This window comes from Pseudobacteroides cellulosolvens ATCC 35603 = DSM 2933 (genome assembly GCF_001262605.1).
GTDB lineage: Bacteria > Bacillota > Clostridia > Acetivibrionales > DSM-2933 > Pseudobacteroides > Pseudobacteroides cellulosolvens.
Genome location: NZ_LGTC01000001.1, coordinates 3,756,858 through 3,772,179, shown reverse-complemented (window position 1 = coordinate 3,772,179; position 15,322 = coordinate 3,756,858). Strand labels below are relative to the sequence as shown.

The 15,322-nt window shown below is 33.6% G+C and carries 7 protein-coding genes; 5 read left to right on the top strand and 2 right to left on the bottom strand.

Annotated features, from left to right (window positions below; translation table 11 throughout):
- Positions 1 to 16 precede the first annotated feature (16 nt).
- Positions 17 to 442 (top strand): hypothetical protein, encoded by a 426-nt coding sequence (locus tag Bccel_RS15360; RefSeq protein WP_036946011.1) that lies wholly within the window; start codon positions 17 to 19, stop codon positions 440 to 442.
- A 223-nt stretch (positions 443 to 665) separates the two neighbouring features.
- Positions 666 to 1,598: a carbohydrate kinase family protein gene (locus Bccel_RS15350; protein WP_036946015.1), complete on the top strand. Its 933-nt coding sequence runs from the start codon at positions 666 to 668 to the stop codon at positions 1,596 to 1,598.
- 206 nt (positions 1,599 to 1,804) lie between these two features.
- On the opposite strand, the gene Bccel_RS15345 is transcribed toward Bccel_RS15350, so the two are convergent.
- Complete coding sequence (locus tag Bccel_RS15345) at positions 1,805 to 2,167, bottom strand: hypothetical protein (protein ID WP_036946091.1); 363 nt, start codon at positions 2,165 to 2,167, stop codon at positions 1,805 to 1,807.
- Positions 2,168 to 2,187: 20 nt separating this feature from the next.
- On the bottom strand, positions 2,188 to 2,388 hold the full coding sequence (locus Bccel_RS15340; protein ID WP_036946093.1) for a hypothetical protein: 201 nt from the start codon (positions 2,386 to 2,388) through the stop codon (positions 2,188 to 2,190).
- Positions 2,389 to 4,681: 2,293 nt separating this feature from the next.
- On the opposite strand from Bccel_RS15340, the gene Bccel_RS15335 reads away from it, so the two are divergent.
- The 3 genes from Bccel_RS15335 to Bccel_RS15325 all read left to right on the top strand — a co-directional run bounded on the left by Bccel_RS15335 (position 4,682) and on the right by Bccel_RS15325 (position 14,854).
- Complete coding sequence (locus Bccel_RS15335) at positions 4,682 to 5,584, top strand: IS982 family transposase (protein ID WP_050753516.1); 903 nt, start codon at positions 4,682 to 4,684, stop codon at positions 5,582 to 5,584.
- Between the two features lie 380 nt (positions 5,585 to 5,964).
- Positions 5,965 to 14,583: a S8 family serine peptidase gene (locus Bccel_RS15330; RefSeq protein WP_036945658.1), complete on the top strand. Its 8,619-nt coding sequence runs from the start codon at positions 5,965 to 5,967 to the stop codon at positions 14,581 to 14,583.
- Between the two features lie 22 nt (positions 14,584 to 14,605).
- Positions 14,606 to 14,854 carry a hypothetical protein gene (locus tag Bccel_RS15325; protein WP_036945656.1) on the top strand — a complete coding sequence of 83 codons (249 nt, stop codon included), beginning with the start codon at positions 14,606 to 14,608 and terminating at the stop codon, positions 14,852 to 14,854.
- The last annotated feature ends 468 nt before the right edge of the window (positions 14,855 to 15,322 follow it).

The window sequence follows — 15,322 nt, the reverse complement described above, 5'->3', positions numbered from 1 at the left end:
AAAGAGGAGTTTCTAATTGAAAAAATATTTAGAAATAATACTATTGATAGTTTTGATATCGTCAGTAGCTTACATATTGTGGATTGTAGTTCCACTTAAAACATACAGAATAGTTGATGTTGAACTTACTCAGGAAAATGTTTTTTCTTTGCAGCAATCCTTCGGCAATTTTAAATTACCCGAAGGAGCAAAGGTTGAAAAAGCTTCAAAGATTGTTTGCAATGGTACGCAAACTTATGTAAAAGTTACTATGCCATTAGATAAGATTAATGAGTTTAGCTCACTATATGAGTATTCTGAAAAAGAGCCTGTTACTGAATTTGATATTGAGTTGCATAAGCTTAGACGTAAAACCTTGGATTGGTGGAACATTAATGTTAATAATGCTGATTTTAAAATAAGAATTTATAAAGGTGACAGTAAAGAAAATAATATTTTGTAAACCAAACAACGGAGTTATAGATGTATACATGCAGAGCTAATTTGAATTCAATTGTAGGTCTGAAAACCAGCAGAGAATATCAGCAGTCCAGCATGAAAACTTCCATTGAAATTCAATTTTTTGTGTATGGATACAGGAAGTGGGGGGAACAAAACCTTATAAAATTTTTTATTAAAATAAAAGATAGTGTAAAACTCAAATCCTATAAAAGGAGGGCTTAAAGATGCCAACGAAAATTTTAAAGAAGGAACTAGATGTTTATCTTTATGGAATGACTGTGTGGTCTACACTTCACCTTTTAGATGGACTATATCCGGAATCTGACAGTTACTGTGAAATAACGGAGTCCTACAATGTTCCAGGAGGTGAAAGCGGTAACTCAGCACTAGTTCTTGCTAAGTTTGGCCTTAATGTTAAGCTTGACGGGCCATTTCTTGGTATGAAAACAAAAAACAATATCCTTCAGTTCTATAATAAATGGGGAATAGATTGTACTGGATTAACTTATGATTCAACCTATGACGGGGTAGAAGATATGGTATTGATCGATAAAAATTCCAGGACTGTTTTCGGTAAATTTGCAAATTATTTTAGGGGGCCGAAGAGATGGAATATACCTGATAGAGAAACCATACGAAGATCAAAAATTGTTTCGATAGATCCGTTTTTTAATGAGGAATCGACATTAGCTTCAAAATTCTGCGTTGAGGAAGGAAAAAGCTATATAACAATAGACTGTATGCCGGACAGCGAAATTTTTAAAAATGCAGCTGCTGCTATTATATCAAATGAGTTTATAAAGAATAATTTTCCACAAGAAGACATTGATAGTTTGTTTAAAAGATATACCAATATGAGCAAAGACCTTGTAATCTTTACTTTTGGTGCACAGGAAATTCTTTATGGCAGAAAAGGGAGCAAGGTCAATAGATTTATCCCTTATAAGGTTCATGTGAAAAGTACATTAGGTGCAGGAGATACTTTCAGGGCAGGAGTTGTTTACGGTATTTTTAAAGGTTGGGATGATGAGAAAACAGTTAAATTTGCTGCTGCAACAGCAGCTTCTGTATGTACAAGATTTCCTTTAGCCTCTAATCCTCCATCTCTAGAAGAAGTTACTTACCTAATGAATGGCGGACTTTCAGATATTAACTGAAGTATTAATACCACGGAAACCAGCAGAGAATATCAGCAGTCCAACCGCATTAATTTTAATGTTTAATTTGGTATACCGGAAATCTCTGATGGAAATTCTGTTTCTGGAAAGCCATTAAGGAATATCAGGGGACCAGAAATGCTGTATATTGGTTATAAGTATAATGCAACAACGGTCTCTTGATAGACTGTGTAAAATTATAACTATTATATCTTTTCATCTGATATTTTATCTATTTTTTCGAATAAACTTTTATATCTGTCACCCATTAAGTCCATTAATTCTCTTGAATCATAGTCTTTTCCCTTTAAGTTTTTTAATTCCTCTAGATTTCCGTCAAATAACTCAACTAACAAAATTTTATACGACATTCTAATTCCGCTATTAGCTATTGAATCTAATGTGTAATTATACTTTAAAATATCTTGTTTTATTTTTTCTAAAATACCATATGTCTTATTTAATAACATTAATTCTTTTGGAGTTAATTTTTCGCTTATTACATTAATTAAATTTGGATAATTAGAGTTTAATGGAATACATTCAGGAGCTTTACCGATATGCGGCAATGGAATTTCATTTTGAACTCTTATCCCTTCAAATGTTGCAGTATAAGGTCAAGATTAATAATTTTAGCACTTCTAATTATTTCTTTTTTTGATTTTTGTTTCTCTCTTCTTCCATTAAGCATATAGGTAAAAAACGAACCCACAAGAGCACTGATGGGAATTGCTGTAATAACCGTTGACCAGTTAATACTCCCAAAAAAATCCTTTAGTATCTGTAACATATGAATATCCCCCAATATTTCTATATCATGGTTAAATTATATAAATTATCGAGTAAAAATACAATTATACATAGAAAATAGTTCAAAATAATTGGTTGATGTTAAAATCAGAGGATTTCTAGCAGAATATCTGGCTTTTTTCCCAAATAATATACACTTGATTTAAAGAAGTTGATAAGCGTTTCTCCGAATCTGCATTAAAGCTTCTCACGAAGCGGAATCCGAGCCTTTTGCCCCCATTCTTTAGAACTCGCTAAAGGAGCCATACTTTAAAATCTTCGCAGGTGGCTTTAAAGAAGCTTGCGAAGTGACTTCACAGTGACTTGTAGAGTCAGAGCAGCAACTGCCCTGTAAGTGATTCTTGGGTGATCTTTGAAGAAATCACATGCAAAAATATATTTTTTACAGTTAATTTGCCATCATTAATCTCATACCTTATCTTCATGTTTCTCTAAATATGAAGATAAGGTATTTATTGGAATATTCTTATCGCTAATAGTAAACTTCTTTAATTGAGAACTATATACTGATTTATACCAATCTTTATCTACCTTCCTGTTCCATATAACCATATAACTATAAAAATCAATTTTCCACCATCCACAGTTACATTGCCAAACTGTTTAATGAATTTCACGCAATGGTTAAAAAATATATGTAAATGCTTAAATGAATCATATTCCTTTACAGCATTTTTGAAACAAAAAAGACATCATCAGATTTTACTGTGAAAGTATTCAGCTTTTGAACTAGAAATTCTCATATCATATTCTGTTTTAAATGTAGAGTAATCATTAAAATCTAAAATAGATTTATTATTCATAGCCATACATTTATTTTCTCCATTACATACTTTATAATTGCTTTTCATGAATTCTCGGAACATAGCCATAAGTGCATATTCTTTAACTACTCATTATTAGTTTAATTGGAATACGTGGATAATATAAAATTATAGAGTATTTAAAACACCTGCCCTAAACCTAATTTCCTCACATGGTCAATCCAATCATATACCATAGACGGTTTATATTTCTTCTCACCATTATCATCTTTACATTTCTCCATTGCTTGTGCCAATAAGGCGTACTCATTCTTAATCTACTATCGAGGCTCAATCACTTCACCCTATCGGATTTTGGCTCGTTTGCTCCCTGTCCTACGCTTAAACCAAAGACTTGGTAATAGCGGCTGGCTAGGCCTTACTATGCAAGGTTTCCTTGCTGAATATCGTGTGCCTTACAGGCACACTCTACATGTAGAATTATTGCCGGAATGCTATGACACAATTGTAACACCGGATTTTTATGCAATAATTCCCAGAGCTATATAAATTCGAGTGAAACATTAGAGTAGCATAATAAAAATACAAAAATTATAATATTTTTTTCCAGTTTAGTTATTGGGTTTCAAGACTGTCTTCAATGGGATGATAATTGTGATTCAACTAACTTTTGGAAAGAAATTGACATGCAGTTACAGTTGAGAATTCCAGATAAGATCTTAGCAGCAAATGGGTGGAAATAGAACTTTTATTATAAAGAATTGAAATAATGTTTTTGATAGTTGGCTGGGCTTTTCCTAGCCTTATTAATGTTTCTAGAAACCAGCAGGTAAAATCAGAGGACCATAATATTACTGATAAAGAAATAAAACAGAAACATATTAATGGTCTAACTTGCAGAGTAAGGGATAATGACATGGAATCTTTATTTATATGTAAACCATAAAAGAATCTTCATTCCTCAATAGTTCCTCTGGAGTCTCTCACGGAGAAGGTCTTTGATGGATATCCCCCCCATTCCAGAGAAAAGCTGACGGAGCTGTACTTTAGAATCTATAACGCTACTTAATAGCATCTTATGAGCAGTCTTTGCAGTAGGCTTACAGATTCAGGGCATGGAAAGTATACTATAAAGGTTTTATTGTATACTTTCCATGCCTCCTGTAAGTGATATTATGATATCAACGGATTAATTGCAAAACACCCCAAAGAGCAGGAATGAAACAAGTTAAAATTTTGTTATTATGTATCATAATAGTTGACTAAATATAATTTGTTTATTATTATATTGATTGGAAGAAATAATTATCATTTGTTTTATTTAGATATAGGGGCTTGATTGGTAATAAGATGAAGTTATATAAACAATAATAAGATTAATTTTAAAATAACGTGAGTTCGATAATATGATTGTAATAAGAATGAAACAGAAATGAAAAATGAAGCTCCTGTCCGAATCTGTATAATCAATGTTGGCAAAACAAATTTAACAGAGGGAGATGGAGCTTCATGGAAGATTTACTTATTAAAATTTTCTGCGATACTGATGATTTTTGCATTAGGCTCGACAACTATTTAAAGCATCATTTGGTTACTGATAATAGACTGCAGGAACCTAACCTCTTTAACATTTCAAGAATGATGACATTAAGTGAAGTAATGACAATAACAATATATTTTCATCATTCGAGTTATAGAAACTTTAAGCATTATTATAAAGAATTTGTCTGTAAAAGATTAAATGGGTACTTTCCGAGCCTTGTAAGTTATACAAGGTTTGTAGAGTTAATGCAACAAGCACTAATTCCATTAATATTATACACACAAAAATATAGACTAGGCAAGACAACAGGAATTTCCTTTATTGACTCTACGACATTAGATGTTTGTGATAACAGAAGAATTCACTCTCACAAAGTTTTTAAAGAGATTGCTCAGAGAGGTAAATCTTCTACAGGTTGGTTCTATGGGTTTAAGCTGCACATTGTAGTAAATGAAATAGGAGAAATTTTATCATTCTTTTTAACACCGGGTGATATAGATGATAGAGACTCAAAGGTAATAGATATACTTACAAAAGACCTGTTTGGAAAACTTTTTGGAGATAAGGGCTATTTATCACAGCCTTTGTTTAAAAAGTTGTATGATCGAGGGATAAAGCTAATAACCAAGATAAAAAAGAACATGAAAAATAAGCTAATTGATATAGAAGAAAAGCTTCTACTCAGAAAGCGAGCTCTTATTGAGACAATAAATGATTTTCTGAAAAATACTTGCCAGATTGAACATACTAGGCATAGAAGCTTTACAAACTTTTTAACTAATGTTGTAGCTGGTATTGCTGCGTATAGCTTTTTGCCGAGCAAACCAAGCTTAAAGTTTAGTAAAAGCATTCTTGTTGCCACACTCTAAGGTTGCTTTTCATAATAAAAAGGCTTCAGAATTCAAGAAACTAAAGCCTTACTTAATTATAATCTATGAGTATGGTTAATTATGGCACTTATTTTATCGAACTCACGTTAAAATATATGTGAATATCAAAGCTATCCATCTTAGTGTTTATATAACAAGGTATAATATATCTCACCTATAATCTTTCTATGCCAATTAATTCAATACTTTTTCATGGTGCTTTTTTATTTTAAATAGGTCTTTAGTATTTAGCTAAGCTAGTTACGGAAGAACTTTATTGCTCTTTATCGATCTATAATTTTAACTTACCGTCCCAAGTCTAGTAAAACAAATCAATTATTCTTTAAAAATGATAATTTTAATTAAGGGGAGGTCTTATTTTGTTAAAAAGAAGATTAATTTCAGCAGGAGTAATGTTTACTCTGATTGCAGAAATAATTTTAGGGCCAGTTACAGTAAATGCTGCTCAATTTTCATCGCAGAAAAAGTCTGTATCTGCTCCTACAGGTCAATCATCAGTGTATAATCCATTAAATGATCCAATCAGAAAGTCACTTGAGGATACAGCAAAAAAAGCATCAGTAGCACCGACATTATTACCGAACATCAAACAAGTTCCAAATAAGGTTACAAATTTAGCATCTGTACAAACAGAAAATAGCAGCAACCAGTTTGATTCAGTAAAATTTACTGATCTGACAGAGGCTGATAGCAGGAAAGACAAAAAAGAAATTATAGTAAAGTATAAAGATATAAACAAGAAAGAAAATACCAAAAAAAATCTCAGTACGAAAAAGAAAAAGTTGTCTTTTAAATCTAAGCATTGGAGCAAAAAGCTCAAGCTTGAAACCATAGAAGTTTCAGATGAGAGTGAACTTTCAAACGTTATTGATGAACTTAAAAAAGATCCAAATGTAGAATACGCACAACCCAACTACAAACTGGAGTTGATGGAAGTACCTTCGGATGAAAAGTTCACCGAGGAATGGTATTTGCATAATTTTGGACAAACTATAGACGGTCAGGCAGGCACAGCGGGAGTGGATATAAATGCTGTAAATTCATGGAGTAAAACAAAAGGCTCTGATACTGTCAAGGTAGCAATTATAGATTCCGGAGTAGATATCAATCATGTTGATCTTGTTGGTGCAATATATAAAAATCCAAACGAGCAATCTAATGATTTGGATGATGATGGAAACGGATATACAAATGATCTGCATGGATGGAACTTTGCGGCAGATTCAAACAATGTATTCACATCTGAGGCTGAAGATACTCACGGAACTCATATTGCAGGAATTATTGCAGCTGGAATGAATAATGTCGGAGTTGTAGGAGTGTCACCAAAAGTAAAAATTATTCCGTTAAAATTCATAAGCGGAAATACAGGATACACTAGTGAAGCCATTGAAGCAATAGATTACTGCCAGAAAATAGGTGTGAACATTGCGAATTTATCTTGGGGAGGCCCAAATTTCAACGAAGCCTTGAGAGATGCCATGGCAAACAGTTCTATGCTATTTGTAGTTGCTGCTGGAAATGCAGGAAGAAGTATTGATTCTAATCCTGTATATCCCGCTGCATATAATCTTCCCAATATGATAACAGTAGGTTCAATTGACAATAAAGGACAGCTCTCTGCCTTTTCCAATTATGGTCCTAAAGTGGACATTTTAGCTCCTGGTTCATCAATTCTGAGCACACTTCCTGGTAACAAATATGGATATTTGAGCGGAACATCAATGGCCTGTCCAATGGTAACAGGTGTTGCTGCTTTATTAAAAAGCTATGAAGGATTACTTAGTGCTGCTGAAATTAAGGAAAGAATATTAAATAATGTAACCAAAACTGCAAGCCTATCAGGAAAAGTTTCAACATCAGGAATGCTTAATGCCTACGCAGCACTTATAAACAAGGCACCTGAAGACGAAAGCACTCCTTTGCCATCAGGGACTCCGATACCTCAAATACCAACAGACAAGTCAAAGGAGCCTCAAAATATTTGTGATGTAAGTCTTGCAGGCACTGGAAAAACAGAAAAACCTTTAAATGTGGAAAACAATCTTTTTATTGATGCTCTTATAAATAAAGGAATTTCCAATATATCCAGTGAAAATGGAATAGAAAACTTGAACATCAACAAAATGAAGGGAAACTTTGTATCAGTATCATGGACTACTGGCATTGAAGCAGACTCAGTACTTCTTTATGGATCTACTACCAATCTGGAAAAGAAAATATCATATCCAGAATTTACAACAAAACACCAAATAACATTAAAGATTGACGACATTGATAGTATAAAATTCTGTAAGGTTATTTCTACAGCCAGGGATGGAAGGGTATTTGAATCGGCGGTTAAGGAAAATTTGAATATTAGTGATTTAGGTGGTGAGCCTATACAGCAATTAACGGTTGTCGAATCAGTTTATAGGACTGAGGTTCAGGATGTAAATACCCTCAGCTATGTTATGGACAATGGCTCGAACCACTCATTTGTAACAGCACAAACAATAGGAGAGTGTACTGTTTTTGGTACTGCAAATGGAACTACTCATGATTATTATACTGTTAACTTTACAGCAGGAAAGACATATTCAATAAGTCTTAAGGGCATGGCGGCAGGAGAGGACTATGATATTAGCCTTTTAGATGATGTATTAAACTATGTTGGTTATTCGGTAAACGGCTCGAATTATGATGAAAATATAAACTTTACTGCGGCTAAAACTGGAATCCATTTTATTGATATGCAGCCATATACCTACAGCACCAGTTCGGCACATCACAACTACCAGCTAATGGTATATTCAACAGAAAAAGCTCCAGATAGTTTTGAGGCAAATGATAGTAAGGAAACAGCAAAAGCTTTGGGAGATAATACAATTATTACACCTACAATCAATATAAACACTGATGAAGACTGGTTTGTACTAGACACTACTAAAACAGGAAAACTAGCTGTAACTATGAAAAGCATTCCATTAGGCTGCGACTATGACATGCAGGTATACGATGCCAGTGGCACATTGCTTGGAGGTTCATTCAGTGCAGAAAGCCAAGACGAAAGCTTTAACAGCATTATAACAGTTCCAGGCAAATACTATGTGAGGGTATATTCCTATACAGGCTCAAATGCATCTGATACATATGAGCTTAAAGCGGGTGTATATACACCTGATCAATATGAGGTAAATGATGATATTTACAACGTGAACAATCAGGACAAGCCTTTAATAAGCCTTAATAGCTGTATCAACGGTACAATGGATAATCAGGATGATATTGACTGTTACAAAATTTCATTGGCAAGCAGTACAAATATAGGGATACGCCTACAAAATATACCTTCTGACATGGATTGTGATTTGGTGATATATACATATTCAAACGGCAATTTTACAGAGGTTGGACGTTCCATAGTAGGAAGTAATGCGGATGAATCAGTTGTAAGCCAGCTGGCAGCAGGTAGTTATTTTATAAAGGTTTATTCTTACTACGGCAGCTCAGAAAGCCAAACCTACAAGCTAAGTGTGTACGATGAAAATGTTGGCACAGCATCAATGGAATCAGACAAGTCAACTGCAAATGTAGGAGATTATATAACACTAAGTATCAAGGCAGATACAATTACAAACCTTGCAGGATATCAGGTTAACTTGAAGTATGATCCATCGGTAGTTATGCCTGTAGACTATACGAATACACCATTTGATACTTCAACTTATCCAATGTGCGGGAATATATTGGTGAATCCTAAATATTCACCGTTTCCAAGTGCCATGAATAATATAAACAGTGGTATTTTGAACTTTGGAACCTGCTATATGAACATGGATGACTATCGAACTGCTGGTATGGCTGAAAACACAGGTACTTTGGCGGTAGTAAGGTTTAAAGTGCTGAGAGCAAACCAGATAAAAATACAATTTGAAAACACTCCATCTATGCCAAACAGTCCTAATGGTATAGCGTTCTATGACTGGTATGGAAATGCTTTGAAGTGTAATTTGAATCAGACTTTGGTGGCAAATGAAGGATTACCAGTAAATCCTCAAGCTGTCACAAGCAGTAGCATAGAAGATGATATAGGATTTAAATTGAATGTTGATGATTATACAATTAGTGGATACATAAGTCCAGAGATATCATCATCATTAAAATCAGGATTCAGAATTGCAATTTATGAAACAACTGATTTTAATGAAACAACTGATTTTAATAAAAAAGACGGAAATGGATTATTTACTGATGTAAATGGATATTTTTCATTTAATTTTTCGCCTGTTTCAATAAATTCATACAAGATTATTATTTCCAAACCTGGATATCTAAGGAGAGAAATAACCAATGTTATGGTAAGTTCAAATATAATTGTTGGTACGTCTGACAAACCTGTGACTATTTGGGCTGGTGATCTAAATGAAGATGCTTCAATAAATATGTATGATATAGTGATGCTGGCAAAATCATTCAATAAGATCAATACTGATTTTGGCTTTAATGATGCTGGTGACTTAAATAAAGACAATGCAATTAACATGAATGATGTTATCGTTATGGCTAAACATTTTAATTCAATAAGCTCAACATATCAAGAGGTTAATATTGTATATCAAGGGGCAGAGTATATTGACTTCCTTTCAATTTATCCATTTTATGATGACTATATAGCTGACCCAAGGTTAGATGAATTTAAAACTCTTGCATTAAAGAGCGATGGTACAATATGGGACATTCAAGGGTTACCTGTAAAACTTGATGGATTTAATAATTTGAAAAGATTGTTTTATACTTATAGAGATCAAATTTTAGGGATATCTAAAGATGACGGAAGCATATTGAAAATAAATATTGAAAATAATTCAAATGTTACTTATACATCTTTAAAGAATGTGAAAAAGGTAGTAGGCGGTATTAATGAAACATTATACTTAACAGATGATGGCATTCTTTACATTGATGGATATAATCATGGGGGGGTTGGATTAAATTATGAAAAATATGCATTAATTAGCGAAACAAAAATGGTTTCAGGACTACCTGCTGGTAAAAAAGTAGTTGATATAGCGGCTTTAAGGAAAACTTTTCTTATCTTATTGGATGATGGAACTGTTTATGGTTTTGGATATAATTCATATTGCATATTAAATCCAGAAATAGGCGAAGATCAATGTATATTTGAGCCAATTAAAATAAGTGGTCTGGATAACATTTTACAAATAGCAGTTTCAGACAGTTCTGCTCATGCATTAAAAAATGATGGTACTATTTTATCTTGGGGAAGTTTTAGTGCTGCTTTAGGTATAGGAAAACTCGACAAAGTTAGTGGTCGCACTTATAAAAATGGAGAAATTATCCTACCTACTATGATAGAGGATTTATCGGGTTTAAGAACAGTAGCTATAGATTCAAGTCATGGAAACTTGGCAGCAATAAAAGAAGATGGAAGCTTGTGGATGTGTGGCTCAAATTCAGACTCAAATTTAGGTATGGGCGTGGATGGTTATCCTGTATATGTTCTTACAGAAAACACCTTAATTAAAGACGTGGAAAAAATATATTTAGAAGACTACTACTCTTATGTACAAAAAAAAGATACCAGTTTATGGGCTTGGGGATATAATGGAGAGGGTCAATTGGGGATAAATAACAAAATTGATCAAGCAGTACCTGTGATGTTTAGCAAAAGACATGATTGTGATTTACGTGATATTATCATTGATCCTTATCCAAAAGAAGGTTCCGAAATTGATTTAGCAGGATACAATATTTTTAATACGGATTCTTCTGAATATACCATGTCGCTTCCGACAAACACAGATATTGCTAATTTGTTTGTTGATTATGGTGCTGGATATGTTACTGTGTCCAAGATAAACTCATTTCCTTACACTAGTAAATTAACTAAAATTTCCACAGATAATCTTGTTAAAAGGAGTTATACCATAAATATTTTGGCACCGTCAAATACTTACTACACCAGTGCTAACGGTTCTATTGACTTCGGTGGTGATATTGATTTTTTCAAAGTATACCTTAAAGCAGGTAAAACCTTTTGCATATATAGTAATGGGAATACAGATACATATTTAGAGGTTAAAGGTTATGATTTAAGCGTGCTTGCCTCAAATGATGATAGTGAAACGGATACAAATTTCTATGTTACATTTACACCCACACAAAGTGAATTCTATTATTTAGCTGTTAGTCATTATGACAGTGAAGCAGGCACGGGTGAGTATACGATTTGTGTCAGTGATAGAAGCGAAAGAGGTTTACAAAATGGTGAAGAATATTTAGATGAACTTGTTGACGAAGTAGATGGAGAACTAAGAAAAGATCAAACAAATTACATTGTAACCATTAGAGGGACTAACAGTGCAATATTCCCAAATAGCTCATATAGAGTTGATCCTTTTGATGGAAGGGTAATTGTTAATCTTGTTGACTTTATTAAAAAATTTCCAGGAGTTCTATTGGATATTAGAAGCAATTCATTTACTGAGCCAATAACAATGACTGTAACAAATTCAGAATGGCAATATAAAATTAATGATGAGGAATTTGGTGCACATGATGAAGTTGAAGAGAGCCTCTGGGGGAATGTATATAGGATAAAAACAACATTAAGGCTTTTAGGATGTGGTAAAAAGGTTGATTCAGATGGAAAAACAATTAAACTCAATAAAACTAGATTCTTTGATATAGATACCTTATGGGCAGTAAAAGATTTTCAAAGAATATTTATGAGGACAGAAGAAAATGGTAAAGTAGAAGAAAAAGAAGCTAAAGAATTAAGCAAATATTTTCTGATGCAAAGACTATCAGAATTTGCTGGGGAAAGCGGTTGGATAAAAGAAGATGGGGCAAGAGTTAGAGAGTATCTATCAAAATGCTTATTCACAGGTCCTAACTTTACTGGATTTTTCGAGTATAGAAAGGAAGATTCAATTGATAGAATTTACTACAAAGATGATGTTAATACGCCTTTAGTCAGACTGGATATATCCGGTGTAAAATTCATACCAAAAGATGGCAAATGCTACGCGAAAATTATTGATATAGAAAAAGCAGCGGCAGCATATAGACAAGCAACAAATATTCCAAACGTTACGCTTGATGGTCCTTATAATCAACAAGAGTACTCAGTTGGGCAAATAATTAATATTAAAGCAACTGGTATAAATTGTGACCATATAGCAGTTTATATTAATGGCAAATATATAGCTTCACAAAGTGGGAAAAAATTTAATTATGATTATAAAGTACCTCAAAAAGGAAGTTATAAAATATATGTTGTAGGTAGAAATGTTCCGGGAAGTACAGGCGGATCATTAGTAGCTTCTAAAATTGTTAAGGTTGAATGTGTTAGTCAACCGAGATTTACTTTAAGGGTTATAAATTCAATAGGCAGAGAAGTAATATACCATTATAATGCAACTCCTAAAACCCCAAAATTTATGCTTAATGCATTATTAATTGATAATCCTGTTTATCTAGCCCAGAGAAAAAGTGTTTCAGATAAACCATTGGAAACTCTGGAATGGTACTATGGGCAAGTTGGACCTGCATGGATACAAGTTTTAGCTAGTATGCTAAAAGATGTAAAAGTAGAGTTTGACAATGGACAGTATACATTTAAGGAGTATATGGATATTTCTAACAATATAAGGGATATGTTGAAATGCTCATTAGATGGCTATGCATCGTTATTCAAGCAATATTTAGCTAGTGGTCCAGAAGATATTGGATGGGATACTTATTTTAGAGATAGAGGTTTTAGAATAATTTGCAGTGATGAATCTTATACGAATGGTAACACAATTGATGAAATTAGCTCTTTTATTGCTGCATTAAATGGCTATGTAAATTTGCCAATTTTACAAGCTCAGCAAGTATATGATCTTTGTATGGTGGCAGGCAGTCTTGTAAGTGTCTTTAGTGAGCTTGGCCAAATAATAAGTTCATCTGATGAATTTGCACAAACAACTGTTATGAAGGCACTTAATAGACAATTGAAGAAGCTTGAAAGTGCTACAATTCAGGCAGAAAAAAATGCCATTATAACTAAAACAGCGTCTGTAGTTAATACGGCAGCGGAGACTATGGAGGAGGTAGCACCTTTATTAGAGGGGGCGAGTGAAGCTGAGTTACAGGAAGCAATAGCTGTAGTTGATTCAGAATTAGATGAGCTTGGAGCTGCTAAAACACAAGCAGAGATTGAAGCTATTGAAGAGAGAATACCATATAGAGTTGAGGAAGCGATCGAAGAATGTGGTGGAGGAAATTGCTTCACAGGAGGTACTTTGGTTGAAACAAAGGATGGATTTAAGGACATACGTGAGGTTCAAGTCGGAGATGAGATATTTGACGAGAACCCTCAAACTGGTGAAAAGGGAATTGGAAAAGTTACACATGTTTTTGTAAAGGATACCCAGATATTAGTACATGTATATATCGGAAATATTAAAATTAATACAACACCTACACATCCATTCTGGGTTGAAGCCAAAGGGTGGACAGCAGCTGAAAAGCTAGTTCAAGGAGATAAAGTAAAGTTGATTTCCAATGAATTTGCAGGAATAACTGGGGTAAGCAAAGAACAACTTGAAGAGCCTGTTAAAGTTTATAATTTTGAAGTAGAGGGATTGCATACATACTTTGTTTCAAGTAAAGGTGTACTTGTACATAATTGGTGTAACCCTGGGCCCCATAACTGGGCTAACGAAGATACACTAAATGATCATTTTACAGAACATGGTTCTAAAATTGGAGCAAAAACAGAAGAAGAATATGCAAAGATGGCGAATGATTTCTACAATAATGCTGATTTATATTTACAAAAGGTTGATGACGATGGTGTATTAAGAGTATATGATCCAGATACAAATACCTTTGGATCTTATAATGAAGACGGCTATACAATTACTTTCTTTAAGCCAGATGATAAAATGAAATATTGGAAAGCTCAGCAAGGTGAAGAAATATTTTAACTTATAAGGGAGGAAAATTGATATGGGATTTAAATGTTCAGTATGTAATTATAATAATTTATTCGAACCTCCATATAGCAAAAGTGGGAATGGTTCGTATGAAATTTGTCCATGTTGCGGGTTCCAATTTGGATATCGTGATTTTCCTGATAAAGAAGAAGGAATAAAAAAATGGAGAGAGAATTGGATTGATAGAGGTTGCCCATGGTATTCAAAAAGGAGACTGCCTCCTGATGGTTGGGACCCTAGAAAGCAGATCGAAGGAATATAATTTTTGTATTGGTGTAGAATTCCCGACCCTTGTGGCAGGAAATACTGACTGCATTTACTAGATGATGTAGACAGATTACAAAAGATATAAAGCAAGAATAACTTCATACTTGAAAAACAAATCATGGGTCAATGGACGTTAAAGTCTGTTGGCCTTTTTTCATTTATCTTGAGATAACGAAAGGAATAAAAAATAAAGCATATGCAAGAATTTTGGTCTAACGAGAAGTCAAAAGTCAAGACTGATCGGATAAGGAGTCCAAATTAAGCCCATTATATAACTTACAGGGGTATGGTAAAGTAACGATATACTTTTTATAGTATACTTTACCATACTCTGACTCTGTAGGTCACTGCAAAGAAACTTATAGATGCTATTAAGTAGCGTTATAGATTCTAAAGTACAGCTCCGTCAGCTTTTCTCTGGAATGGGGGGGATATCCATCAAAGACCTTCTCCGTGAGAGACT

Bases quoted from the DNA above. Each gene is read 5' to 3' on its own strand.
- Bccel_RS15350 (WP_036946015.1), top strand. From the start codon at position 666: ATGCCAACGAAAATTTTAAAGAAGGAACTAGATGTTTATCTTTATGGA.
- Bccel_RS15340 (WP_036946093.1), bottom strand. From the start codon at position 2,388: ATGTTACAGATACTAAAGGATTTTTTTGGGAGTATTAACTGGTCAACG.
- Bccel_RS15335 (WP_050753516.1), top strand. From the start codon at position 4,682: ATGGAAGATTTACTTATTAAAATTTTCTGCGATACTGATGATTTTTGC.
- Bccel_RS15325 (WP_036945656.1), top strand. From the start codon at position 14,606: ATGGGATTTAAATGTTCAGTATGTAATTATAATAATTTATTCGAACCT.